This is a genomic window from Flavobacteriales bacterium (genome assembly GCA_030584065.1).
GTDB lineage: Bacteria > Bacteroidota > Bacteroidia > Flavobacteriales_F > PHOS-HE28 > PHOS-HE28.
Genome location: CP129489.1, coordinates 1,587,066 through 1,611,349, shown reverse-complemented (window position 1 = coordinate 1,611,349; position 24,284 = coordinate 1,587,066). Strand labels below are relative to the sequence as shown.

Sequence of the window (24,284 nt, the reverse complement as noted above, 5' to 3'; positions counted from 1 at the left end):
GCCTAACTTTGGTCATGCGATTCACCTTCCTCCTGCTTGTGCTGATGGCGGTGGAAGCCAGCGCGCAGTTCGGCATCGGGGTGCGGATTCCGGTAGGCCGGAGCACGCATCGCATAGGTACGGTACCGGACACGCTGGCGCTCTACTCCCTCCGCGAACTGGATATCGAACCGCGCTGCACGGAAGGGCTGGAGCGATGGACGGAGGCCTTACTGCGGATGGAAGGCTGCCCGGCGGATACCACGGTCCGCCAGTGCGCCGCACAGAGTGCATTGGTGCTCCGCTATACCGTTGAACGCGACGGCACCATCACCGATGCGCAGGTGGTGAAGGGAGGCTGCACGGGGCTCAACCGCAGGGTCGAGTGCGCCGCGATGCGATCATCAGCCTGGGAGCCCGGCCGAATCGGCTACAGCAAGGTGCGGACACGCATGCAGACCAAGGTGCGGCCGAGCCCCTGAATCGGGACATGGAAATCCTCACAAGCGGGCGGGAAGAGAGTAGCCAAGTCCGCATGCAACCGGCCCTGCGCCATGCGCAGGGCCGATTGCGTGTGAACGGGCTTCACGCCGCGCCCTGGGTTGCTACTCCTGGTGCGGCTTCTGCACGGCTTTCCGCTGTTCCTTGCGGGCATCGTGCATGCCTTGCTTCAACGCGTTGTAGCGGGTGCGCTGCTCCTCCGTGAGGATGGCGAGGATGCCTTTCTCCTTCTTCTCGCGCAAGGCCACGGTGCGCTCGCGCTTCACGGCGGGCTCGAGATTCTCCCGGTTGATGGCCTTGGCGCCGGCGGCATGCTCGCTGAACACCCGCTCCAGTTGCTCATGCTGCTCCGGTGTGAGCCCAAGTTCCTTGGTGAGGGACTCCGGGGTGATGACGACCGGGGCGGGGCGTTGGGCGGATGCCTGCGGCGCGGCCGGGGCAGTGGCCGGCTCTTGGGCCTGCATGCCGACGGCTGCAACGGCAAGGCAGGCGGCGATGAAGTGCTTTCTCATGCAACGAATGTAGGCATGCTCGCGAGGCCTCGATCGCCCGGATCAGTGCTGGATGCACAGCCTGATGGCCGTCTCACCGATGGCCAGGGCGTACGCACCGGCCCCGAGGCTGCTCACATCGATGCCATTGCGCATCGCCGCATAGGTTCCCTCCATCACCTTGCGTCCCGAGGCGTCCAGCAGGGTCACTATCGCATCGGCCGGCGTTCCCGGCGCTGCGGCGATGAAGAGGCGGTCGCTCGCCGGGTTCGGATAGGCACTGAAGGCCGAAGCCGTGACCGGTTCGTGCACACCGGTGCTCACGGCCGGATCGAGGCGCCCCAAGGCATGGGTGGAGGCATTCACGAACCAGATGCGGCCATCAGGTCCCACCTCGATCCCCATGATGCCGGGCAACCCGGTGGCGATGCGCCCCACCTCAGGGAATCCGCCAGCCGTCAGGTCGTACACCACGATATCGCCGTTCGCGTGGTCGCTGACGAGCAGGTGGTTACCACTGAGGGCGATGCCTGCCGGCTGCTGCAGCCCGGAGGAGGCCACGGTCTCCCAGGTGTGGCCGCTCATCTGGCTGTATTCCACATAGCTCTCCCACGGGCCATGCGCACCGGGGCCGCTCACGCTGCCGCTGCGCGTATCGAGCCGCACCACGCGCTGATTGCCGTGGTCCACCACGTACAGCCAACCCGTGCGCTTGTCGAACTCGCAGTGGCTGACGATGTGGTCGTTGGGGTCGCGCTGGATGTTGATTCCGGTATAGCGGCGGATGACCGCATCGCCGTGCCAGGTGTTCCCGGGGCCATGGTCCTCGCGGAAGTCGTTCATCACCACATCGCCGTAGTGCCCGTCCACCACCCAGTAGCGGTTCCAGCGTTCATGCGCGATTCCCTGGCTGCGCGGGTTCACGTGGAGCATGTCCAGATGGCTGCCCAACGGACCTTCCCCGGGCTGCGCGTAGATGGCGGGATCGCCGCTCCAGAGCGACGGCCCGGTGAAGGGGTCGCCGCCGTTCTGGTTGGCATCGAAGATGCCCGGGCAGGTGGCGAAGTTGCCGTTGTCACCGAAGGCGATGGCGGTGGGTAGGCTCATGAAGTGCCAGGCGTTGGGGTCGCGCTGCCAGAGGTGCGTCTGCTGGGGCTGGCCCGGGCTGAAGAAGCGCACCGTACTGCCGCCCGTATTCGCCACATCCTTGTTGATCACCCAGAGTTCGTCACGGCTCCGGTCGGGGTGGAAGGCCAGGTCGCGTGGGGTGAGCAGGTCCTCGTCATCATCGGCCACGATGGCGATGGTGGGCACTGCGGCCAGGTAATCGTTGACAAGGTCGGGCGTCGGTTCGTTCACGACGAGGCCCGCTGAGGCGATATCGTTGCTGGGCACTGCATCGGGCTGGCCATTGAGGTCCGTTGCCCATACGGTGAGCGTTGCGGAGCCTGGCGCATCGGGCGTCCACAGGTCCGACGTGGTGAATTCGTATATGTTGCCCGAAGGGATGCTGACTCCGGTGAACCCTTGGCTCAGCACGAGCGCCCCGTCGAGGGCTGCATTGAGCGTGAAGGCGGTGATGGTCTCGGAGCCGAAGTTCCGCAGCGTGCCCGTGATGGCCGTCGGCAGGCCCTCGGTGTTGTAGAGGGGCGTGGTCAGGGCGATGACGCCCAGGTCATGGGCCTCCGGAGCCATGACGGTGAAGGAGAAGATGTGGAACCCGCCGTCCTCATTGAACTCGCCGATGGAGGCGCCATCGGCGAAGACACGGTAGGTGGCTTGTGCATCGCCGTAGCTGTCGATGGCCACGATGGACCATTGCGAGCCCTCGTCCAGGCACCAGGGCCCGGCGTTGATGGTCGTGTTGCTGGCATATCCGCCTGAAGGGGAGGTCTGGGTCCCACCGCTCGTGCAGGTGAGCGCTGCCGTGTTTCCGCCGATGAAGAGCGGCGATTGCCCGCAGGTGTTGCCGTAGGGGACCAGCTGCCAATAGGTCTCATTGCCCCAGTCGTCGGTGACCACCTCGATGGTCACTTCGAGCTGCCCAGCCGGGCATTGGGCTGTGCAGAGGGCGGCCGCAAGGGTGGCCGGGGCCAGGAGGATCGAGCGTAGAAGGAGGCGCATGGGAGGGTGCGTTGTGCGGGTGAAACTACCCTGCGGAACGCACTGTTCGACGGAATGCGATGAAACTCGTCTGGCGTCCGCCGGGCTCACCGCATCGGCCGATGGAGGTCCTCCAGTTCGTCGAGGAATAGCTCCACGGCCTCGTTGAACAGTGCAGGGGCCTCCACCGGGCTCAGGTGGCCAGCGCCTTGGATGACCATCATGCGGCTCCCGGGGATGGCACGGTGCAGGGCTTCGCTCGTTTCCAGCGGCATCAGCGCATCGTCGCTCCCGGTGATGATCAACGTGGGCACCTCGATGCGCGGCAGCAGCTCGCTCCGGTCAGGTCGCTCAGCCATTCCGCGCGCTGCGGCGGCGATGGCCTCCGGGCGCTGTTCGGCCATCATCCGCTCCATCCGGGAGCAGATTTCCGGATGGAGCATCCGCGTGCGTTCCGAGAGCAGCTTCGGCGCCATGGCCCGCGCGATCACCGCGGCTCCCTTGTCCTCCGCATCGCGGGCGGTTTGCTCGCGCGCGGTGCGGCCCTCGGGTCCGTCGGCCGTTGCGCGGGTATTGCACAGGATGAGGCCCTCCACCCGTTCGGGCCACTGGTCGATGAAGCTCAGGGCTACATAGCCGCCCATGCTCAATCCGCAGAGCACCACCCGCTCCCTGCCCGCCGCATCGAGCAGGTCGTGCAGGTCGGTCGCATAGGCCTCCATGCTCATGGCCGTCGGCAGCGGGGCCCGGTCATGCCCGAAGCCGCGGAGATCGGGCGCCATCACCGTAGCGGCTCCTGCAAGTGCCTCTTCCTGGCCCCGCCAGAAGCTCCCATCATGCGGGAAGCCGTGTATGCAAAGGAGCGTCCTGTGCATGGCTCATTTGGCCGTCGCTGCGGAGCGGTCGAACTTAGCGCTCATGGACCTTCGCCTCGCACTGCTGTCGCTGGCGGCCCTCCTCGTGGGAAAGATAAGCGCCAAGGATTACGTGGTGCCGCCTTCCGATGTGGCCGGTTTCTTCGCCAAGCTGCCGAAGGACGCCACGCGCGTGGTCTTCTCAGCGGCCGCGGTGTACCGATGCGAAGCGGACATCGTGCTGCCCGATGCGCAGTTCCTCGTGGTGGACGGTGCGGGGGCGCGGCTGGTGCTGGGGCCCGCCAGCCTCGGCTTCACGCGCCGGATCCGCGACCAGAAGGACGCGGAGGCCCGAACGGGGAGCCGCTATGCGATCCGGGATTTCGCCGCCATCGAAGGCGGGCGCAAGGCCATCGACCTCCAGGCCACGCTGGGCAGCGCCGTGGAGAACGTGCGCTGCACGGGTCAATCGGAGGCGGCCATCGACCTGCGTTTCTGCCTGCTGGCCAAGGTGAGCGGCGTGCTCGTGACCAGCCCTGTCCGCCGGGGCATCGTGGTGCGCCAAGGCGATTGGCCGGGGGCAACATGGAGCAACAGCCAGAGCAACCACACGGTGCTCGAACGCTGCCGGGTCTATGCCGCACCCACCACCACGCAGGCCTTCACGGTGCTCCACTGCAACGGCGTCCGTATGACCGACTGCATCAGCGAGGGTCATCCCTGCGATCATGACCTGTTCCTGAGCGCGGCCATCGGGGGCGAGGATGATGTGCCGGCGAAGAATACCGTGGTGAAGCAGTTCACGCTCGCCAATTTCCATGTGGAGCATGCCGTCCGCAAGGCCAGCATACACGTGAACATGCCGCCCCGCGCGATCGTGGACCTCAGCCATGTTTACTGGAACGGGCGCTTCGAGGCGCCTGTGATCGCCTACGTGAGCGGGCAGTTGAATCTGAGCCAGGTGGGCTGGTGGGATGAGACCTTCCATATCGCCACGCGGGTGGCCTGGCCACGGATCAACGCCGACCGCTGCCATGCCTCACTGCGCATGGACCAGGTGACAGCCGGAGGCAAACGGGCCGGTGCGCTCCGATTGGTGAACCCATTGCCGGGCAATGAGGTGCTCCGCATCGACCAGGTGCGCGTGACGCGCGCTTCGCACTAAGGCCGGGGGGGGCTAATCTTGCGGCATGCGCGATTCGACTCGTGGCGTTGCGGGCTTCCTTGCAGCAGCCTTCGGCTTCACATGGATCCTGGCGGGCCTGGGTGCGCTGCTGGGCATCAGGGCGGATTCAGGCCTCCCTTATCTGGTGCTGGCGGGTGCCTGCATGCTGGGGCCCGCTGCAGGGGCGGTGGTGCAGGCACGCCTGCGTGAGCATCGCAGCTGGAACTGGCTCGGCCTCGGATTCAAGGTCACGGACTGGCGCATCGTGGCGTTCACGGCAGTGGCCGGCATGATCATCATGCCCCTGTACCTGCTGGTGCAGCATCTGCTGGGGGACGGGCTGGGCATGGTCCGCTTCGGCCATGTGAGCTTTACGGCGGAGCGCATGGCCGCATCGCTGAGCGAATTGGCGCACCAAGCGGGGGTGCAGGCCGGGGAGGAGGAGAGCGTGCTGGCAGGCTGGCCGCCATGGCTGGTGCTGGCGATTATCCAGTTCGCTGCCCTGCTTTCCGCCTGCAGCGTCAACCTGCTCTTCATGCTGGGCGAGGAGCTCGGATGGCGGGGTTACCTGTGGCGAGCCACCGCCCATTGGAGCGGCATGCGGCGCATCGCCTTCACGGGTGCCGCATGGGGCCTGTGGCATGCACCGCTCATCCTCATGGGCCACAACTATCCCGGCTTTCCCTGGATCGGCGTGGCGATGATGGTGGCCTTCTGCGCGTTGGCGGCGATCCTCTTCGATTGGACGCGCACCCGGAGCGGTAGCATCTGGTCCTCTGCGCTGCTCCACGGCATCATCAATGGCAGCGCTGGCGGCGTGGTGCTCTTTGCATGGGGCGGACATCCGCTCTGGGGCTCGCCGGTGGGCGTGGCGGGCTTCATCGCGTTGGCGACGCTTGCGCTGGTCGTCCTGCTGTTCGATGCACGGTACCGCAAGGGCCTTCTCGTCGCAGTCGGGGATCAACCGGCCCCTTGAGCCACCACCGTGATCCTCACCCGCCCGCACTCCACCACCTGCCCCGCGCGGATCTTGTTGGTCTTGCGCAGTTCCACCTGGCCATCCACCTTCACGCGGCCCTCGGCCACCAGCTGCTTGCCCTGACCGCCGCTCTCGCACACGCCGGCGAGCTTCAGCAGCTGGTTCAGTTCGATGTGCTCGTCCCGCAGCTCGAAGGTGATCTCGTCCATGGCGCAAAGGAAGGAATGCGACGCTGCCCGGTTCATCGGCCCTTCGTCCGGTTCCATCGCATATGGGTTGGCCCCGGCACCGGGCAGAGGGAGCTTGGCGCCATCAGACACCGAAGCCATGTACCACCAAGCCTCCTCCACGCACCGCTGGCAGCGGAACGCGCTGCTCTCCCTCGTGCTCTACATGCTGGCCCTGCTCGCGTTGACCGCTGTGCTGCCTTCCTGCACGAAGGATGATTCCGCCGCGCCCTCGCCGGCGACCGCTGCCGATGACCACGGCGGCCATGGCGGAGACGACCCGCCGGGCGATGATAACGGCGGCGGCAACTGAGCCGTCCGCTGGGCCGGCTTCCAACGCCAGCTGCCGGCCGCGCTACATTGCCGGCGATGAACGCACACCGTCCGCTATGGGGCGCGATTGCCGCCATGATCGTCGGACTCTCCCCGGGGCTGCGGGCCCAGGTCAGCAGCAAGCCGCTGGTTGTGGGCGAAGTGCTCGAGCTTCAATCTGCTGTGTTGGGCGAGCAGCGCGTCCTGAATGTCGTCTTGCCCCACGGCTATTCGCCGGATGGCGCTGCGCGTTACCCGGTCATCTTCGTTCTCGATGGCGGCTTGGACGAGGACATCCTGCACACCTCCGGAGCGGTGCAGTTCGCCGCGTTCCCGTGGGTCGCATGGATGCCGCAGAGCATCGTGGTGGGCGTGGTCAGCATCGATCGCAAGCGGGACTTCACGCATCCGACCTCCATCGCCAAGGACAAGGCGGACTTTCCCACGGCGGGAGGATCGGCGGCTTTCCTCCGTTTCCTAGCCGAAGAGGCCATCCCATCGGTGGATGCCCGGTTCCGCACGGAGCCGCGGCGCATGCTCATCGGGCAGTCGCTGGGCGGGCTCTTCGCCACGGAGGTGCTGATGGAGCGGCCTGACCTGTTCACCGACTACCTCATCGTGAGCCCGAGCCTGTGGTGGGACGATGGCACCGTGCTTCGGCGCGATGCCCGGTTCACCGCCGACCGATCGCTGGCGCCTGCACGGGTGTTCGTGGCGGTGGGCAGGGAGCATCCGGTGATGGTGAAGGGTGCGAAGCGGCTTGCCGATCTGGTGCGCCGATCGCCGCGCACGAGGGTCGGCTTCGCACGGCTCTCGGCCTTCGATCATGCCGCGATCATGCACCAGGCCCTGTTGGATGGCCTGCGCTGGATGGCTGAGGGCGGGCGCCGATAGGTCGCAGGCGGCTGCGGCTCGGTGACCAAAGGCCCACACCGCCTCACCAGGGTGCGGGTAGCTTTGCCGAGCGCCGCTGAGGCCGCATCGCGAATGGCATCCATGCGCTCCCACCTGCCGGGTTTTATGCTGGCCGCGGCCATTGGATCGATCGGCCATTTCCTCTCGGCCTTCACGCCTTCCGCGCTCAATGGCATCCTGTTGGCGCTGCTGCTGGGCATGCTGGTCGGCAACCTGGTCAGGCTGCCGGCTGCCCTTTCGCCCGGCATCGGGCTCACCAGCGGGAGGCTGCTCGAGGCCTCGGTGATCTTCCTGGCCTTCGGCATCGACTATGCGCGCATCGCTGACCTGGGCGCGGCCTCGTTCACCGTCATCGCCATCGTGGTGGCGGCCATGGTGCTCATCACGTACTTCCTGGCGCGAAGGGTGCGGTGCCCGGGCGCGACGGGCTGGCTCGTCGGATTCGGCACGGCCATCTGCGGGTCATCGGCGATCGCCGCGCTGGCTCCGCGCGTGGCGCGCAACAAGGAGGACGTGGGCATCGCCATGGCCGTGGTCAACCTCTTCGGCAGCGTGGGCATGATCGCCCTTCCCTTCGCCTTGGCCGAACTGGGGCTCGGGCCCACGCGGATGGGACTGCTCATCGGGGGCACCCTGCATTCCGTGGGCAACGTGGTAGGGGCGGGGTATGCCATCGACACGGCGACAGGAGAGGCCGCCACCACCATCAAGCTGGCGCGGGTGGCGCTGCTGTCGCCGGCGCTCGTCCTCTTCAACTACCTGGTGAACCGCGATGAGGCCCGCAGCTGGCGCGAGCATCTCAGGCTGCCATGGTACCTCTGGGGCTTCCTCGCGATCACGGTCCTCACCTCCGTGGTGCAGCTTTCTGCACCCCTGCTCGATGCGATGGAACTGGGAGGCAAGCTGGCCTTGACCATCGCGCTGGCCGCCATCGGCCTCAAGGTGAGCTTTGCCGAACTGTTCCGGTCCGGCCGCAAAGGGCTCGGCTTCGGGCTCATCGTCTTCGCCATCCAGTTGGCGCTGGTGGCGGCCTTGATGGCCCTGCTGGGTGCGGGGGCGTGATCGACCTCAGTCGCGCACCGCGATCCCGCTGATCTCCACGTTCACGCCACGCGGGAGCCCTTTGACGGCCACCGCCTCGCGTGCCGGGGGCGCTTCGCCGAAGTACCCGCCATACACCTCGTTCACCGCCGCGTAGTGCGCCATGTCGCTGAGGAAGATCGTCACCTTCACCAGGTGCTCATAGCCGAGCCCGGCGGCCTTGAGCAGATGGCCGATGTTCTCCATCACCTTCCGCGTCTCGGTGGCGATGTCGGACGTATGCAGGTGGCCGTGCTCATCCAGGGCGATCTGCCCGCTGAGGAAGACGAATCCGCCGGCTGCGATGGCGGGCGTGTACGGAGCGAGGGGCTTGGCCGCATTGGGCGGGAACACGGGTTGCTTCATGATGCTAGGCAGGCGCGAGGGTGAAGCGCTGCGCCTGCGAAGTTGGGCGATCCGCGCTACGCTTCGTCGGGCCATGGCACCCTCGAGCGCGGTAGTTTTGGCCGCCTTGCCGCAGGGGAGGCAGGTGACCGCATGGCCATGGCCCATCCTACGATCCGCGACCGCGCCACGGTCATCATCCCATGCTTCAACGTGGCGGAGTACGTGGGTGAATGCCTTGCATCCGTGCTTGAGCAGGGGGCGGCGGTGCATGCGGTGCATTGCGTGGACAACGGATCGTCGGACGGCACGATCCAGGCCATCGATGCCTGGAGCAGGGCGAATCCCGGCCTGCGGGTGATCACGGAGCATGAGCCGCGCAGGGGCGCCAGCTCGGCGAGGAACCATCCGCTGCCGCGCGTGGAGACGGAGTGGGTGCAGTTCCTCGATGCCGATGACCTGCTCCTGCCAGGGAAGATCGCTGCGCAGCTGGCCGCTGCGGCTGACGCGGATGTGCTCTACGAGAGCGCGGTGTACAGGAGCCTCGATGGCAGCGAACGGATGAAGGTCCCGGATGCCGATGTCGAGGTGGGGCTGGTGGCCGGCAACCTGGGGAACACCTGCGCCAACCTGTGGCGCACGGAGGCCCTTCGCGCCGTGAGCGGATGGGACCCGGGCCTCGCCAGCAGCCAGGAGTACGACCTCATGCTGCGGCTCTACGAGGCGGGATGCAGGTTCCGCCGGCTGGGAGGCTGCCGCACCGTCGTGCGCGAGCGGCCATCGGGCCGGATCTCGCAGGGCGCCGAGGGCCGGCTCTGGAAGGTGCTCGTGCAGGTGCAGGAGCGCATGCTGGAGGCCTTCGTGCGGCGCCAGGGCACGGTGGATTGGCCGCGGGTGCGCCAGGCCTTCTTCGGCGGGTTGCGCATGCTGTACCCGCACGACCGCGACCTGGCGCTGCGCCTCTACCGGCGGTGGCTAGAGCCGCATGGCTTCGTGCCGGAGGCGGGCGGCGCCAGTACGCGCGCCTATGCGGCCGCCTTCCGACTGCTCGGATTCGCCGGTGCCGAAACCGTGAAGGCATTGATCGCGGGATACCGTTCTTCGCAGCCGTGAATCCCGCCCCTTATTCGGCATGTGCGGCATAGCCGGCAGCGTTTCCTGGCGATCGGGGCCCGAGGCGGACCTCGATACGGTCGATATCGCCCGTCTCTCCTATCGGGGGCCGGACGCGCTGATCACCGTGCGGTCCGCCGAGCTGCCGGCTCCGCCCGTCGCATTGCGCTGGAAGCTGGCGCACGCCCGGCTCTCCATCCTCGACCTTGCCGATGCGGCCAACCAGCCCATGTCCTCGGCGGACGGCCGCTACTGGATCGTCTTCAACGGCGAGATCTACAACCACGCGCCCATCCGGGCTGAGCTGATCCGCCTGGGGCATGTCTTCCGCACCGACCATTCCGATACCGAGACCCTGCTCAACGCGTGCGTGCAGTGGGGACGCGGATGCCTCGATCGGCTCAACGGGATGTTCGCCTTCGTGTTCGTTGACCAGGTCGCCGGGCGCATCCTCGCCGCGCGTGACCGCCTGGGCATCAAGCCGTTCTACTACCGCTGGGCGGATGGCGTGCTCAGCTTCGCGAGCGAGCCCAAGGCATTCCTGCAGCGCGGCGAGGTGAACCGCAGCGCGCTGCTGGATTACTTCAACTTCCTCCAGATCGAGGGCGCCTCCACCTTCGATGCGTCGATCAGGAAGCTGCCCGCCGCCCACTGCTTCGAGCTGGTGCGTGGCGCGGAGCCCGTGCCCGAGCGCTGGTGGCACCCCCTGCAGGCCGCCGCGCACGGGCGGGACCTGGCCGATGCGGATGCGTGCATGGGCCTGCTGCAGGAAGCCGTGGAGCTGCAGATGGTGGCCGATGTGGAGGTGGGGACCTACCTCTCGGGCGGGCTCGACTCGTCGGTGGTGGCGGCGCTGGCCTCGCGCGGGCGGCGGATCAGCACCTTCAGCATCGGATTCACGGACGATGTCCCGGGTTACGCCAGCGAACTGCGGCATGCGGAGCTGGTGGCGCGCCACCTGGACAGCCGGCATCATCCCATCACCATCACGCCACAGGAGTACCTCACCGCGCAGCAGCGCGTGTTCCGCATCCTGGACGAGCCCATCGCCAACGAGGCGTGCGGTCCCCTGCTGCTGCTGTCGGAGAAGGCGCGCGCCGAGGGCGTCACCGTGTGCCTGAGCGGCGAGGGGTCTGATGAGATCTTCATCGGCTACCGGCACTGGCACGATGCGCACCGCGTGCAGCGGATGCTGGGCGCGCTGCCGCGTGCCGGGGTGAAGGCGTTCCTCGCGCTGGGCGCACCCGGGCTCGCCGCCCGCAAGCCGGATTGGGTGGCCTGGATGAAGCGCCACGCCGAAGGCCGCCGCATCATCTGGGGCGGGAACGATGCGCTGCTGCGCGAGGATCCCGATGCGCTCTTCAGCCCGGCTTTCCTGGCCGATGCGCGGGACCCCTACGCGGCAGTGGCCGCCCACTGCGATGCTCCTGCCTGCGGCAGCGCCGATCTCCTGCAGCGGCTCAGCGCCTTCGACCTTCAGTTCAGGCTGCCCGAGAACCTGCTGGCCCGCGTGGACCGCATGTCCATGGCCGCCTCCGTCGAGGCCCGCGTGCCCTACCTCGACCACCGGCTGGTGGAGCAGGCCATGCGCCTTCCGCTGCGGCTGCTCGTGGGGAAGGCAGGGGAGAAGCTCGCCCTCAAGCGGTTCGCCCGCGGCCTGCTGCCCGATGCCATCATCGACCGGCCGAAGGTCGGATTCACGATCCCCCTCCACGAGGTGCTCAATGCGCGCGAGGCCCTCGCACAGCGCCACCTCATCCTCGCCATGGACGATGCGTTGCGGCTCTATTCACCCGGCTTCCGCAAGGAACTCGCCGCGGGGCGCGTCACCGGCATGCGCCTTTGGCCGCACTACGCGCTGGCCAGCTGGTGGTCCATCCACCGGGCGTGAGCGCGGCCGGTACCGGGCCGTGCTGCATCCTAGCTTTGCCGGCCCATGGACCAGCGCCCCCTCATCCTCGTCACCAACGACGACGGCATCTTCGCCCCCGGCATCCGCACCCTGGTGGAGGAGGTGATGCCCTTCGGCCGGGTGCTGGTGGTGGCACCGGACAAGCCGCAGAGCGCCATGGGCCATGCCATCACCATCCACAGCTTCCTCCGGCTCCACCGCACCGACCTCCTCGATGGCGTGGAGGCCTGGAGCTGCTCGGGAACCCCGGTGGATTGCGTGAAGCTCGCCATCTACAAGCTGCTCGGCGGCAGCAAGCCCGATCTCCTGGTGAGCGGCATCAACCACGGCGCCAACATCAGCATCAATGTGCTCTACAGCGGCACCATGAGCGCCGCTGTGGAGGGGGCCATGGAGGGCATCCCCAGCATCGGCTTCAGCCTGATGGACCATGCCATAGAGGCGGATTTCAGCCAGGCCAGGCCCGTGGTGCGCAACGTGGTGGGCAACGTCCTCCGTCACGGCATCCCCATGGGAACCTGCCTGAATGTGAACGTGCCGAAGAGCACCGGCGAACCGCTCAAGGGAATGCGGGTGTGCCGGCAGGCCAAGGCCAACTGGGAGGATGAGTTCGAGACGCGCCTCGATCCCGGCCGCAAGGAGTACTACTGGCTCAAAGGCGAGTTCCGCAGCGAGGACCAGGGACATGATACGGATGTGTACGCCGTGGAGAACGGCTACGTGAGCATCGTGCCCACGCAGTACGACATGACCGCCCACCACGCCATCGCGCAGCTGAACACCTGGGACCATGCGGTGGGATAGTCCGCTGCTCGGCTTCGTGCTGGGCATGCTGGCGCCGGTGCTCGGCTTCGTCGCCTATGGCACCATCTACGTCACCGCCATCCGCCCGCACCACGATTTCCAGTGGTTCGTGCAGGAACTCTTCCTGGGCACGCCCGTCTTCCGGCCCCGCGTGGTCAGCCTCAGCCTCATCGCCGACGCCTTCCTCTTCTTCCTCCTAGACCGAATGGGCATGCAGCGGGCCATGCGCGGCGTCATCCTGGCCATGCTCGTCTACGGGGCCTATATCGTCATCGCGCTCGGAAGCAGCCTCCTGGAGCCATGAGCGCGCGGCGGATCTACATCATCGCGGGCGAGGCCAGCGGCGACCTGCACGGCGGCAACCTGGTCCGTGCGCTGCACGCGCAGGCGGGTCCCGGGGGGCTCGTGGTGCGCGCATGGGGCGGCGACCGCATGGCCGCTGCCGGTGCCGAGGTAGTGAAGCACTACCGCGACCTCGCCTTCATGGGCTTCACGCAGGTAGTGATGAACCTGCGCACGATCCTGCGCAACATCGATGCGTGCAAGCGCGACATCGCCGACTTCCGGCCCGAGGCGCTGGTGCTCATCGACTACCCGGGCTTCAACCTGCGCATCGCCGAATGGGCGCACGCAAAGGGCATCCCCGTGCACTATTACATCAGCCCGCAGGTGTGGGCGTGGAAGAAGGGACGGGTGCATGCCATCAAGCGCGTGGTGGACCGCATGTACTGCATCCTGCCCTTCGAGAAGGCGTGGTACGCCGGCTATGGCATGGAGGTCGACTTCGTGGGGCACCCGCTCCTCGACGCCATCGAGCAGGAGGGGAGGAGCCCGCTCACGCCGCTGCCAGGCGACGATGGCCGGCCCATGGTGGCCCTGCTGCCCGGCAGCAGGCGGCAGGAGGTCAGTCGCGTGCTGCCCTTGATGGCGGCCGTTTCCACGCGCTTCCCAGGCCACCGCTTCGTGCTCGCCGCAGCCCCCTCCATGCCGGATGATGCCTTCCGGCAGCACCTGGCCGGAACCGGCATCGCAGTGGTCAAGGGCCGCACCTACGATGTGCTCCGGCAGGCCCGCGCCGCACTCGTCACCAGTGGCACCGCCACCTTGGAGACGGCCCTCTTCGGCGTGCCCGAGGTGGTCTGCTACAGCGGCGGTGCCCTCAATGTCTGGATCGCCAAGCGGCTCGTGGACATCCGGTTCATCAGCCTGGTCAACCTCATCATGGACCGAGAGGTCGTCCGCGAACTCATCCAATCCGACCTCACCGCGGACGCGCTGGAGCGTGAGCTCCGCATGCTCCTCGACGAAGGGCCGGGCCGGGAGCGCATGCTGGCGGATTACGCCCAGCTGGCCGCACGGCTCGGCGGGCCGGGCGCCTCCGCCAAGGTGGCTTCGGCCGTGTGGAAAAGTCTGCCTCCCCGCGTCTGACGCCGGGAGCGCACCCCGGTAGCTTTGCCGACCGATGATGAGGATGGCGAGGCGTTTCCTGTGGCTCCCTTTCGCGATGACGGCGGTCCGCGGCTTCGCTCAGGTGCCCGCTGCGGAGCGTGAGGTACGGATCGGGTTGCACCGGGAACGGACCGTTAGCCAGGCCCTGGTGATGAGCCATCGCGGCGCCTGCCAGGTGTTCGCGGACGGAGTGCGCATGGGCGAGCTCCCGGCCACGGACGGACTGCGGATCGAGCCGGCGGGCAAGGCGCTCAGCGCGCGCTCACTGGCCATGTCGTTCACGGCCAAGCGCATCGAGGTGGTGCCCGTGCTGGCCACCGGGGGATTCCGATTGAAGGCCACCGACCGCAAGGGCAGCGAGCGCGACTACCCGGGCAGGCTGGAGGTGGTGCCCGCCAATGGGGCCCTCATGCTGGTGAACCGCGTGCCGCTGGAGCCCTATACCGCCGGAGTGGTCAGCGCGGAGGCGGGCAAGGAGCACCACCAGGAGTACTACAAGCTGCAGGCGGTGAGCTGCCGCACCTATGCCCTCACCAACCAGCGCAAGCACCTGCCGGAGGGCTTCGAGCTCTGCGATGGGGTGCATTGCCAGGTGTACCACGGCCGCAATCGCAACGACAGCATCGGCATGGCCGTTGATGCCACGAAAGGGCTGGTGCTGGTGGATTCCGACATCAAGCTCATCCACGCCACCTTCCACAGCAACTGCGGCGGCGAGACCATGAACGCGGAGGACCTCTGGAGCAAGCAGGAGCCCTACCTGCGCGCCACCCGCGACACCTTCTGCCTGGCCGCCCCCCATGCCACCTGGGAGCGTTCGCTCAGCCGGCGCGAGTGGCTCGGCTACCTCGATCGCCGATTCGGCTTCAATCCGGCGGATTCCGGCCAAGTGCACGCCGTCCTCCAGTACGAGCCGCAATGCCGCGACCTCTATCTGGGCAATACCTGGCCCCTGCTGCCCTTGAAGCATGTGCGTGAGGACCTGAAGCTCAAGAGCACCTACTTCTCCGTCCGTGCCGATGGCGATCGGGTGCTGCTGCGCGGCCGGGGATTCGGGCATGCGGTGGGCCTCTGCCAGGAGGGCGCCATGGCCATGGCCAAGGCCGGCCGCACCTACACCGACATCCTGCACCACTACTATTCCAATGTGCACCTCGTGGACCTCTCCACGCTCGACTTCTTCCGCGATGAGGGGGATACGCTCCGGCCGCCGGGCCGGGGGGCTGGTCCGCAGGCGCGCTGATCACCATGGCACAGGCACGCATCCGCATCGACGACAAGGGCGACCGCGTCCGCAACGGCCACCCTTGGGTGTTCGCCACGCAGGTGGCGGGGCAGGAGGGCGCCTGTTCCCCCGGCGATGTCGTGCAGGTGACGGACATCAAGGGCAGGCCGCTCGGCCAAGGCTACATCAACCCGGCGAGCATGATCCGCGTACGCATGCTCACGCGCCTTCCAGAGGCCCGGGTGAACCGGGAGTTCATCCGCGACCGCATCCGCAGGGCGTGGGAGTTCCGCCAGCGCCTCGGATTCACCGGGAGCTGCCGGGTGGTCTTCGGGGAGGCGGATTTCCTGCCCGGCCTCGTGGCGGACCTCTTCCAGGATGCGCGCACCGGCCAGCGGGTGCTGAGCGTGCAGATCCTGACGCTGGGGATGGAGCGCTGGCGCGAGGTGGTGCTGGAGGCGCTGCAGGAGCAGGTGCGCCCGGATGGCATCTTCCTGCGCAACGATGTGGCCGTCCGCGAGAAGGAGGGGCTGGCACTGGAGAAGGGCCCGCTGGGCAAGGCCTTCAGCACCGACCTGACGATCGCCGAGGGCGATGGCCCGCAGTCCGTGCTCATGCACGTCGATGTGGCGGGCGGGCAGAAGACCGGGCACTTCCTCGACCAGGTGGGCAATCACCTCGCCGTGCAGCGCATCGCCGCAGGAAGGGAGGTGCTCGACTGCTTCACGCATACCGGGGGCTTCGCCCTGCACGCTGCGAAGGCCGGCGCGCGCAGCGTGCTCGGGCTGGACATCAGCGCCGATGCCGTGGCGCTCGCCACCCGCAATGCCGCCCTCAATGGCTTGGGGAACTGTGCTTTCCAGGAGGTGAACGTCTTCGATTACCTGACCGAGGCGAGCCGAAGCGGACGGCAATGGGACATCATCGTGCTCGATCCCCCGGCCTTCGCCAAGAGCAAGGGCGCGCTGGAGAATGCCTACCGCGGCTACAAGGAGATCAACCTCAGGGCCCTCAAGAGCATCCCGCAGGGGGGCTTCCTCGTCACCTGCAGCTGCTCGCAGCACATGACGCCCGAGCTCTTCCGGCGCATGGTGGCCGAGGCCGCCCACGATGCGGGCCGGCGGCTGCGCGAAGTGCATGATGGCGGGCAGCCGGCCGACCACCCCGTGCTCTGGGGCGTGCCGGAAACGCGCTACCTGAAGTGCCTGGTGCTGGAGGTGCGCTGAGCGGATCGCCAGGGCTGCTACCTTTTCGCTGGCAGCCATGCTCGTATCCGACCTGCACGGCCCTTGGAGCGCCATACGGCGCGCGCCGTTCGTGCGGATGGCGCTGCCCTTGGTGGCCGGCGTGGCCGTCGGTCGCTGGCTGGTCCTATCGCCGGCATCGGCGGCGGTGCTGCTGAGCGCAGCTTCGGCTGCGGCACTGGCCGTGATCCTCGCAGCCCTGCATCCTGGGCGCCGCTGGTGGCGGGGCGCTGCGCTGATGGGCTGGTATGCGGCGTTCGGCGTCACCTGGTCGGCTTTCCGGGATCCGAAGAGCGATTCCCTGCACTTCCACCGCGCCCCGGCGGCGGAGGCCTGGGTGCTTCGCATCGCGGCAGTGAGCGGCACGGGTGAGCGCGTTTGGCGAGGCGATGCGGAGGTGGTGGCGCGCCTGGGGGGCGATGGTCTCGAACCGGCCCGGGGGGCGGCCATGCTCACGCTGCTCACCGATGGTGCGGCCGGCCTGGGCATCGGCGATCTCGTACTGGTCAGGCGCGATCCGCGGCCCATCGACCGCGCCCCCGACCCCGGCGGGTTCGACCGTCGCGCATGGGCCGCCACGCGCGGCATCGCCCACGAGTTCTTCGCGCCGTCGGGCGCGTGGGCCCTGGCCGGCCAGGACTGGTCATGGACCGATGCCTTCGATGGGATGCGCGCGTCCGTATCCCGCTGGCTCGATGAGAGCGCCCTGCCGGTGCGCGAGCGCGCATTGGTGAAGGCCCTGGTGCTGGGGTTGCGCGATGAGCTCGATGGCGGACAGCGCACCGCCTTCGCGCGCAGCGGCACCATCCACGTGCTGGCGGTCTCCGGCATGCATGTGGGCCTCATCTACGCCGTCCTGGCCTTCCTGCTCGGCTGGTGGGGGCGGAGCGGTCGGGCCAGGCTGGCCCGGGGCATCATCATCCTCATCGCGCTGTGGTGCTATGCAGGTCTCACCGGTGCATCGCCCAGCGTGCTGCGGGCCACGGTCATGTTCACCCTGTTCACGGTGGCGGGCATGGGCTTGCAGCGGACGGACCATATCAACAACCTCTTTGCGGCGGCGCTGGTGCTGGTCGTCTGGGATCCCTCCATGATCGTTCAGGCCGGCTTCCAGTTGTCCTTCCTGGCCGTGCTCGGCATCATCCTGTTCTACCGCCCCATAGCCGGGCTCTGGTCGCCAGCCGGCTGGCTGCCCCATCAGGCATGGCGCTTGGCGGTGGTGTCCATCAGTGCGCAGGTGCTCACCACGCCGCTTTCGCTCTTCCTCTTCCAGGCGTTCCCGGTCTGGTTCCTGCCAGCCAACCTCATCGTGGTCACCGCAGCGAGCATGGCCGTCTATGGCGGCGTGGCGCTGCTCGCCCTCCACAAGGTCCCGTTGGTGGGCGCCGCGCTCACCACGGCGATGGAATGGCTGCTGCGCATCGTCGGGGAGTCCACCGCCTTCTTCGCCGGGTTGCCCCATGCCTATCCGGCCATACGCATCGGTCTCTGGGAGGCTGCGCTGCTCTACGTGCTCATCTTCGCCGCAGGGGCCTGGTGGCAGTGGGGCTGGACCCGCATGCGCCCCGTGGTGCTCTGGTGCGCCATCGGCATCGCGGGCGCGGCTTGGTCACGTGCGCGCTCCGTGAACGAGGGTGAGGCGCTCGTGGTGTATGACGATGCGCGTGCGATGCTCGCCGGCCATGTCGCCGGCCGGTCGCTTGCAGTGGTTGCGGGCGCGGACAGCGCGCTGGCCGCGCCGTTCGCCGCCGCCCGCATCGAACGGCACATGCGCGCGCACGGGATCGATGCGCTGGTGCCCGTCGGCACCGACCTGTTCCGTCCGGAGCCCGCCCGCCACGGCCACGCCTGGATGGCGCAAGGCCGATTGCGCAGTCCGCGGCTCGATGTGCTCTTCGTCTCCGACCGGTCGCCCTTCCGGCCAACCCGCACGGAGCCCTACGATGCGGTGGTGCTGCATGACCTGCATCGCTTGGACGATGCGGTGGCGGACGGCATCCTGGGCGGTGCACGGCAAGTGGTGCTCGCCAGCGGCCTCAGCGGCACCGCAAGGCGCTGGATGAACAAGCGCTGCGCGGAGGCGGGGGTGCCCTGTCACGATGTGCGCCGTCAGGGCGCGTTCATCCTGAGGCGCGGCTCACCCTAGCGCGCTCAAGGGGAAGGCCTCCTTCAGGCGCACGCCCTTCTCCGTGCGCTCCACGGTGCAGCACTCATGGTGGGCGTCGTGCTCGAAGAAGAGCACGATGTCCTCCTCCGCCGCGGAGTCGAGGAAGTCGGCCTTCTCCTGCAGGGTGAGCAGCGGGCGCGTGTCATAGGCCATCACCCAGGGCACCGGGATGTGGTGCACGCTGGGCAGCAGGTCGGCCATGAAGGCCACCGTGCGGCCCTTGTAGCGGATGTGCGGGACCATCATCGCATCCGTGTGGCCGTTCACCACGAACACATCGAAGCCGGGGAACGCATCCCGCAGGTAGTAGTTCTCCTCCTCGCTGCGGCGGCCGAGTTCCACGAAGCGCAGCTGCCCGCTCTCCTCGATCGGCAGGATGTTCTCCTTCAGGAATGAGGCCTTCTCGCGCGGATTGGGCTTCGTGGCCCAGGCCCAATGGTGCTCATTGCTCCAGTAGCGCGCATTGCGGAACGCGGGCTCATAGCCATCGCGCCGGCTGTTCCAGCGGATGCTGCCCCCGCAATGGTCGAAGTGGAGGTGCGTGAGGAAGACGTCCGTCACATCGTCACGGCTGAAGCCGGCCTTGCGCAGGGAACCGTCCAGCGTGGCATCCCCGTGCAGGTCGTAGTGCCCGAAGAACCGCGCATCCTGCTTGTCGCCGATGCCGTTGTCGATCAGGATCAGCCGGTCGCCGTCCTCCACCAGCAGGCAGCGCATGGCCCAGGTGCACAGGTTCTTCTCGTCGGGCGGGTGCTGCCTGCTCCAGAGGGTCTTGGGCACCACGCCGAACATGGCGCCGCCGTCGAGCTTGAAGTAGCCGGTGTCGATCACATGGAGCTTCATAGGGGCGAAGATCGGTCTCCTGCGCCAAGGATGCTCGCAGGACCGCCCGATTGCACGGCACGCGCATCGCCAGGAGGCGGATGGCCAGGTGCTGCAGGTGAAGCCGCGAGGATTCCACACCGCGGCGTTCACGAACATCCGTTGCAGCGCGACGGCGCAAGGAACTCTGCGCGCAGCTTCGCGGCACGGATACGGGCACATGCGCCCATGTCCGCGTGCGCCCATGACCAAGCGCGTCCACTTCATCGCCATCGGCGGCAGCGCCATGCACAACCTGGCCATCGCGCTGCACCGCCAGGGCTTCGACGTCACCGGCAGCGATGACGAGATCTTCGAGCCGAGCCGCAGCCGCCTGGATCGCCTAGGCCTGCTGCCGGATTCGCTCGGCTGGCATCCGGAGGACATCACCAAGGATATCGATGCCGTCATCCTCGGCATGCACGCCCGCATCGACAATCCGGAACTGCTGCGTGCGCAGGAGCTCGGCATCCCCATCTACAGCTACCCCTCGTACTTCTACGAGCGCACCAAGGGCAAGACCCGCGTGGTGATCGGCGGGAGCCATGGCAAGACCACCATCACGAGCATGATCGTGCACGTGCTGCGTCAGGCCGGTGTGGAATTCGACTACCTCGTGGGCGCGCAGCTCGACGGCTTCGATTGCATGGTGAAGCTCAGCGATACGAGCCAGGTGGCGATCATCGAGGGCGATGAGTACCTCGCTTCGGCCCTGGAGCCCGTGCCCAAGTTCCACCTGTACCGGCCTGACATCGCGCTCATCAGCGGCATCGCGTGGGACCACATCAACGTCTTCAAGACCTTCGGGAGCTACGTGGACCAGTTCCGGAGGTTCATCGCCTGCATCGAGCCGGGCGGCAAGCTGGTGCACTGCGCTGCGGATGCCGAGGTGAAGGCGCTGGCCGAGGAGCCGCAGGTGGGCGCGCAGCGCATTCCGTATGGGATTCCGAGCCACCGCATCGTGGATGGCGTCACCATCCTGGAGACCGCCCACGGCGATGTGCCCCTGCAGGTCTTCGGCAGGCACAACCTGCAGAACCTCGAGGGCGCGCGGCACGTGTGCCATCTGCTCGGCATCGGCGACAAGGAGTTCCACGCGGCCATCAGCACCTTCCACGGCGCCGCCAAGCGCCTGGAGAAGCTGGCCGAGGTGCCGGGCCGTGCCGTATTCAAGGACTTCGCGCATTCGCCCAGCAAGCTGAAGGCGACGCTCGAGGCTGTGCGCGAGCAGTTCCCGCAGCGCCGCCTGGTGGCCTGCATGGAGCTGCACACCTACAGCAGCCTCAGTGAGGGCTTCATCGACCAGTACGCCGGCTGCATGGATGCCGCGGACAGCGCCATCGTGTTCTACGACCCGCACGCCGTGCAGCTGAAGCGCCTTCCGGCCATCCCGGTGGAGCGCGTGAAGAGGGCCTTCGCCCGCGAGGACCTCGTGGTGCTCAATGACCCCATCGCCGTCATGGGCGCCGTGCGCGATGGCATCGGCGGCGACAGCGTGCTGCTGATGATGAGCAGCGGCAACTTCGGCGGGCTCGACCTGCAGGCGCTGAGCGAGGCCTTCACCGCATAGCGCGGCGCAGCAGCTTGTGGTGGATGGCGCCGATCAGGAGCGCATTGAAGGCACCGGTGGCCAGGAGGGCGAAGAAGCTGATGCTGGCGTAGTTGAACGGCGTGAAGAAGCGCGTCAGCCTCGGCCTCACGATCCGCTCCGGCTGCCCTTCCTCAACGGCCTGCAGCACCATGGCCTCGATCCGCTTGCTGAAGGCATCGTCCTCGATGGCGGTGTAATGGAACCAGAGGTAGGCCATCAGCAGCAGGGCGTACAGGGCGGCGCCCTTGAAGCCCTCGCGCATCAGGTCCGGGAAGCCGGCGGCCCGGTTCCTCCGGAGCAGGCGCATGTCGATGAAGAAGACGATGGTGACGATGGCCAGGAAGTGCACGAGCATGAAGTCCGTGCCCTGGGGCGGCGCTCCGATGGTGTGCAGGATGAGCCGCAGGGCGATCACGGCCAGCGCGGTGAGTAGCGCGAGTACCATTTCAACCCTCAGCCAAGCGGTTCAACCATCGACCTGCAGTCCTGCTCATCCATTCATCGACACCAGGAACTCCTCGTTGCTGCGCGTGCCCTCCATGTGCTTCTTCACGAATTCCATGGCCTCCACGCTGTTCATGTCGGCCAGGTGCTTGCGCAGGATCCAGGTGCGCTGCAGCACCTCCTTGCCGTGCAGCAGGTCGTCGCGGCGGGTGCCCGAGCTGAGGATGTCGATGGCGGGGAAGATGCGGCGGTTGGAGATCTTCCGGTCGAGCTGGAGCTCCATGTTGCCGGTGCCCTTGAACTCCTCGAAGATCACCTCGTCCATCTTGCTGCCGGTATCCACCAGCGCGGTGGCGAGGATGGTGAGCGATCCGCCGTTCTCGATCTTCCGGGCCGCGCCGAAGAAGCGCTTGGGCTTCTGCAGGGCGTTGGCATCCACGCCGCCGCTGAGGATCTTGCCGCTGGCGGGCTGCACGGTGTTGTACGCGCGTGCCAGGCGGGTGATGGAGTCCAGCAGGATCACCACGTCGTGGCCGCATTCCACCAGGGCCTTGGCCTTCTCCAGGACGATGCCCGCCACCTGCACGTGCCGTGAGGCCGGCTCGTCGAAGGTGCTGGCGATCACCTCGGCCTTCACGCTGCGCGCCATGTCGGTCACCTCCTCGGGCCGCTCGTCGATGAGCAGCACGATCAGGTAGGCCTCCGGGTGGTTGGCGGCGATGGCGTTGGCCACATCCTTCAGCAGCACCGTCTTTCCGGTCTTCGGCTGCGCCACGATGAGGCCGCGCTGCCCTTTGCCGATGGGCGCGAAGAGGTCGAGCACGCGCATGCTGATGTCGGCCCCCTTCGGCGCGAGGTTGAATTTCTCGTCGGGGAACAGCGGCGTCAGGAACTTGAACGGCACCCGGTCGCGCACCCATTCGGGGTCGCGGCCATTGATGCGGTCGATCTTCACCAGCGGGAAGAACTTGTCGCCCTCGCGCGGCGGGCGCACGAAGCCGCTCACCGAATCGCCCAGCTTGAGGCCGTACTGCTTGATCTGCTGCTGCGTCACATACACGTCGTCGGGCGACGCCAGGTAGTTGTAGTCGCTGCTGCGCAGGAAGCCGTACCCTTCGGGCATCACCTCCAGCACGCCCTCGCATTCCACGAATGCATCGAAGGTGATCTGCTCGCGCTGCGGCTGGAAGGGGCGGTCCTGCCGCGGGGCGCCCTCGCCCGGGCGCTGCTGCTCGCCGCCCGGCTGCCGCTCCTGGCGGGGCTGGTCGCGGCGCTCCTCGCGTGGGCCACGGTCGTTCTGCTCGCGCCGCCGGTCGCCCGGCTCGTTCCGGTCGTCGCGCGGCCGCTGCTCGCCTTGCGCCGCCTGCCCGCGCTCCTGGCGCATGCGCTCTCGGCGCTCCCGCCAGCTCTCGCGCCGCTGTTCGCCCGGTGCGGGGGCCGGCCGCGCTTCGCCCGGGGCGCTTGGCGCCATGGTGCCAGCGGGCCGTTCCGAGGGGGCCGGCTCTTCCTTCTCATCGGCATCGTCCTCCTCCTCCTCCTCCTCATCGCCGTCCTCCTCCTCGTCGTCGTCATCGTCGTCATCGTCATCCACGGGCGGGGCCACGGGTTCCGGGTCGGGCTCCACCACCGGCTCGTCCGCATCGGCCAGGGCGATCAGGTCCTTCTCGTCGCCCCGGAAGGCGGGCCCGATGTGCTTTTCGCCTTCGTCCTTCTTGGCACCCTGGGCCTCCAGGATGCGGGCGATGAGGTCCTGCTTCTTCAGCGTGTCCGCTTTCTTCAGGTTCAGCTTCTTGGCGATGTCCTTCAGCTCGGCCAGCTTCAGGCCATTGAGCGCATCATGATCGTACATGAACGTGCGGTTGGTGGAAGGTGCGCAGGCATTCCGCCTGCGTGGAGCCCGTGGGGGCCTCCGAGGGTCAGTAAGCGGTCAGGTTTGGGTAGGCCACCGAGGTGGGGCCCGCCGGTATGAACGGCGCAAACCTAAGGTGAACAGGGATCCCCGCAAGCGGTCCACCGCCATCTTTGCGCACCGGCAACCCCTCATGCTCCAGCGCATCCAATCCGTCTTCCTGTTCATCGCCGCGCTGCTCAGCGGGCTCACCTGGCTCTTCCCCGTGCGCCGATGGGCCTTGGGCGAAGCGGCGGTCGTCTATCGGCCCTCCGGCGTATTCATGGCCGATGGGACGCCCATGGCCGATGCCGCGCTGCCCATCCCGTATTCCATACTGCATACGGTGGTGGCGGCGGTGCTGCTGGTGGCGGTATTCCTCTATGGCAACAGGCCGCGCCAGGCCCGCGTGGTGCGCGGCGGATGGCTCGTGGCCCTGCTGGCCGGCGTGCTGCAGTTCATCTCCTCGAATTCGCTGGATGCTTACCTCGGTGAGGGCGCGAAGGCCACCGGCACCTATGGCGCCTCCTTCTTCCTGCCCATCGGGGTGGTGGTTTTCGCGGTCCTCGCCGAGCGCGCCATCCGCAAGGATGAGCATCTGGTGCGCAGCGCCGACCGCTTGCGGTGAGGCGTGG

At 67.6% G+C, this 24,284-nt stretch carries 24 protein-coding genes; 16 read left to right on the top strand and 8 right to left on the bottom strand.

Going from position 1 to position 24,284, the window contains the following annotated elements:
* Nucleotides 1-14 precede the first annotated feature (14 nt).
* Complete coding sequence (locus QY325_07150) at nt 15-461, top strand: hypothetical protein (protein WKZ67698.1); 447 nt, start codon at nt 15-17, stop codon at nt 459-461.
* Nucleotides 462-584: 123 nt separating this feature from the next.
* On the opposite strand, the gene QY325_07145 is transcribed toward QY325_07150, so the two are convergent.
* The 3 genes from QY325_07145 to QY325_07135 form a co-directional block, all read right to left on the bottom strand.
* Nucleotides 585-992 carry a hypothetical protein gene (locus tag QY325_07145; protein WKZ67697.1) on the bottom strand — a complete coding sequence of 136 codons (408 nt, stop codon included), beginning with the start codon at nt 990-992 and terminating at the stop codon, nt 585-587.
* A gap of 42 nt (nt 993-1,034) precedes the next feature.
* The gene (locus tag QY325_07140) at nt 1,035-3,095 is read right to left on the bottom strand and encodes a T9SS type A sorting domain-containing protein (GenBank protein ID WKZ67696.1); all 2,061 of its coding nucleotides are present in this window, start codon (nt 3,093-3,095) and stop codon (nt 1,035-1,037) included.
* A gap of 86 nt (nt 3,096-3,181) precedes the next feature.
* Nucleotides 3,182-3,949 (bottom strand): alpha/beta fold hydrolase, encoded by a 768-nt coding sequence (locus QY325_07135; GenBank protein WKZ67695.1) that lies wholly within the window; start codon nt 3,947-3,949, stop codon nt 3,182-3,184.
* Nucleotides 3,950-3,992: 43 nt separating this feature from the next.
* Between QY325_07135 and QY325_07130 the strand changes: the two genes are divergently transcribed.
* Together QY325_07130 and QY325_07125 are read left to right on the top strand one after the other, a co-directional pair.
* Nucleotides 3,993-5,093 carry a hypothetical protein gene (locus QY325_07130; protein WKZ67694.1) on the top strand — a complete coding sequence of 367 codons (1,101 nt, stop codon included), beginning with the start codon at nt 3,993-3,995 and terminating at the stop codon, nt 5,091-5,093.
* 25 nt (nt 5,094-5,118) lie between these two features.
* Nucleotides 5,119-6,069, top strand: coding sequence for a CPBP family intramembrane metalloprotease (locus QY325_07125; protein WKZ67693.1), 951 nt, complete (start codon nt 5,119-5,121; stop codon nt 6,067-6,069).
* On the opposite strand, the gene QY325_07120 is transcribed toward QY325_07125, so the two are convergent.
* A complete protein-coding gene (locus QY325_07120; GenBank protein ID WKZ67692.1) occupies nt 6,054-6,281 on the bottom strand; it encodes an RNA-binding S4 domain-containing protein in 228 nt (75 codons plus the stop codon). The two genes, QY325_07125 and QY325_07120, sit on opposite strands and share 16 nt — an antisense overlap.
* A 118-nt stretch (nt 6,282-6,399) precedes the next feature.
* On the opposite strand from QY325_07120, the gene QY325_07115 reads away from it, so the two are divergent.
* From QY325_07115 to QY325_07105, 3 genes are all read left to right on the top strand, one after another.
* The gene (locus QY325_07115) at nt 6,400-6,612 is read left to right on the top strand and encodes a hypothetical protein (protein WKZ67691.1); all 213 of its coding nucleotides are present in this window, start codon (nt 6,400-6,402) and stop codon (nt 6,610-6,612) included.
* 56 nt (nt 6,613-6,668) lie between these two features.
* Nucleotides 6,669-7,505, top strand: a complete 837-nt coding sequence (locus tag QY325_07110; GenBank protein ID WKZ67690.1) for an alpha/beta hydrolase-fold protein — start codon at nt 6,669-6,671, stop codon at nt 7,503-7,505.
* Between the two features lie 102 nt (nt 7,506-7,607).
* Nucleotides 7,608-8,588: a putative sulfate exporter family transporter gene (locus QY325_07105; GenBank protein WKZ67689.1), complete on the top strand. Its 981-nt coding sequence runs from the start codon at nt 7,608-7,610 to the stop codon at nt 8,586-8,588.
* A 6-nt stretch (nt 8,589-8,594) separates the two neighbouring features.
* Here the strand turns inward: QY325_07105 and QY325_07100 are convergent, their stop codons facing one another.
* Complete coding sequence (locus QY325_07100) at nt 8,595-8,972, bottom strand: Rid family detoxifying hydrolase (GenBank protein ID WKZ67688.1); 378 nt, start codon at nt 8,970-8,972, stop codon at nt 8,595-8,597.
* 138 nt (nt 8,973-9,110) lie between these two features.
* Here QY325_07100 and QY325_07095 point away from each other — a divergent pair, with 138 nt between their 5' ends.
* The 8 genes from QY325_07095 to QY325_07060 all read left to right on the top strand — a co-directional run bounded on the left by QY325_07095 (nt 9,111) and on the right by QY325_07060 (nt 18,844).
* Nucleotides 9,111-10,064: a glycosyltransferase family A protein gene (locus tag QY325_07095; protein WKZ67687.1), complete on the top strand. Its 954-nt coding sequence runs from the start codon at nt 9,111-9,113 to the stop codon at nt 10,062-10,064.
* Nucleotides 10,065-10,083: 19 nt separating this feature from the next.
* A complete protein-coding gene (gene asnB, locus QY325_07090) occupies nt 10,084-11,955 on the top strand; it encodes an asparagine synthase (glutamine-hydrolyzing) (GenBank protein ID WKZ67686.1) in 1,872 nt (623 codons plus the stop codon).
* Between the two features lie 45 nt (nt 11,956-12,000).
* Entirely contained in the window at nt 12,001-12,780 is a 780-nt protein-coding gene (gene surE / locus QY325_07085) for a 5'/3'-nucleotidase SurE (protein ID WKZ67685.1), read from the top strand.
* Nucleotides 12,767-13,084 (top strand): hypothetical protein, encoded by a 318-nt coding sequence (locus QY325_07080; GenBank protein ID WKZ67684.1) that lies wholly within the window; start codon nt 12,767-12,769, stop codon nt 13,082-13,084. Before surE ends, QY325_07080 begins: the two co-directional genes overlap by 14 nt.
* Nucleotides 13,081-14,208 carry a lipid-A-disaccharide synthase gene (lpxB, locus tag QY325_07075; GenBank protein ID WKZ67683.1) on the top strand — a complete coding sequence of 376 codons (1,128 nt, stop codon included), beginning with the start codon at nt 13,081-13,083 and terminating at the stop codon, nt 14,206-14,208. Before QY325_07080 ends, lpxB begins: the two co-directional genes overlap by 4 nt.
* 76 nt (nt 14,209-14,284) lie before the next feature.
* Nucleotides 14,285-15,472 carry a SpoIID/LytB domain-containing protein gene (locus QY325_07070; GenBank protein WKZ67682.1) on the top strand — a complete coding sequence of 396 codons (1,188 nt, stop codon included), beginning with the start codon at nt 14,285-14,287 and terminating at the stop codon, nt 15,470-15,472.
* A gap of 5 nt (nt 15,473-15,477) precedes the next feature.
* Complete coding sequence (locus QY325_07065) at nt 15,478-16,680, top strand: class I SAM-dependent rRNA methyltransferase (GenBank protein ID WKZ67681.1); 1,203 nt, start codon at nt 15,478-15,480, stop codon at nt 16,678-16,680.
* Nucleotides 16,681-16,717: 37 nt separating this feature from the next.
* The gene (locus QY325_07060) at nt 16,718-18,844 is read left to right on the top strand and encodes a ComEC/Rec2 family competence protein (protein WKZ67680.1); all 2,127 of its coding nucleotides are present in this window, start codon (nt 16,718-16,720) and stop codon (nt 18,842-18,844) included.
* Here QY325_07060 and QY325_07055 read toward each other — a convergent pair.
* Nucleotides 18,836-19,708: an MBL fold metallo-hydrolase gene (locus QY325_07055; GenBank protein WKZ67679.1), complete on the bottom strand. Its 873-nt coding sequence runs from the start codon at nt 19,706-19,708 to the stop codon at nt 18,836-18,838. The two genes, QY325_07060 and QY325_07055, sit on opposite strands and share 9 nt — an antisense overlap.
* 223 nt (nt 19,709-19,931) lie before the next feature.
* On the opposite strand from QY325_07055, the gene QY325_07050 reads away from it, so the two are divergent.
* On the top strand, nt 19,932-21,296 hold the full coding sequence (locus QY325_07050; GenBank protein ID WKZ67678.1) for a Mur ligase family protein: 1,365 nt from the start codon (nt 19,932-19,934) through the stop codon (nt 21,294-21,296).
* Here the strand turns inward: QY325_07050 and QY325_07045 are convergent.
* Together QY325_07045 and rho are read right to left on the bottom strand one after the other, a co-directional pair.
* Entirely contained in the window at nt 21,286-21,762 is a 477-nt protein-coding gene (locus QY325_07045) for a hypothetical protein (GenBank protein ID WKZ67677.1), read from the bottom strand. The two genes, QY325_07050 and QY325_07045, sit on opposite strands and share 11 nt — an antisense overlap.
* Before the next feature lie 45 nt (nt 21,763-21,807).
* Entirely contained in the window at nt 21,808-23,610 is a 1,803-nt protein-coding gene (rho, locus tag QY325_07040) for a transcription termination factor Rho (protein WKZ67676.1), read from the bottom strand.
* A gap of 193 nt (nt 23,611-23,803) precedes the next feature.
* On the opposite strand from rho, the gene QY325_07035 reads away from it, so the two are divergent.
* On the top strand, nt 23,804-24,277 hold the full coding sequence (locus QY325_07035) for a DUF4293 domain-containing protein (protein ID WKZ67675.1): 474 nt from the start codon (nt 23,804-23,806) through the stop codon (nt 24,275-24,277).
* The last annotated feature ends 7 nt before the right edge of the window (nt 24,278-24,284 follow it).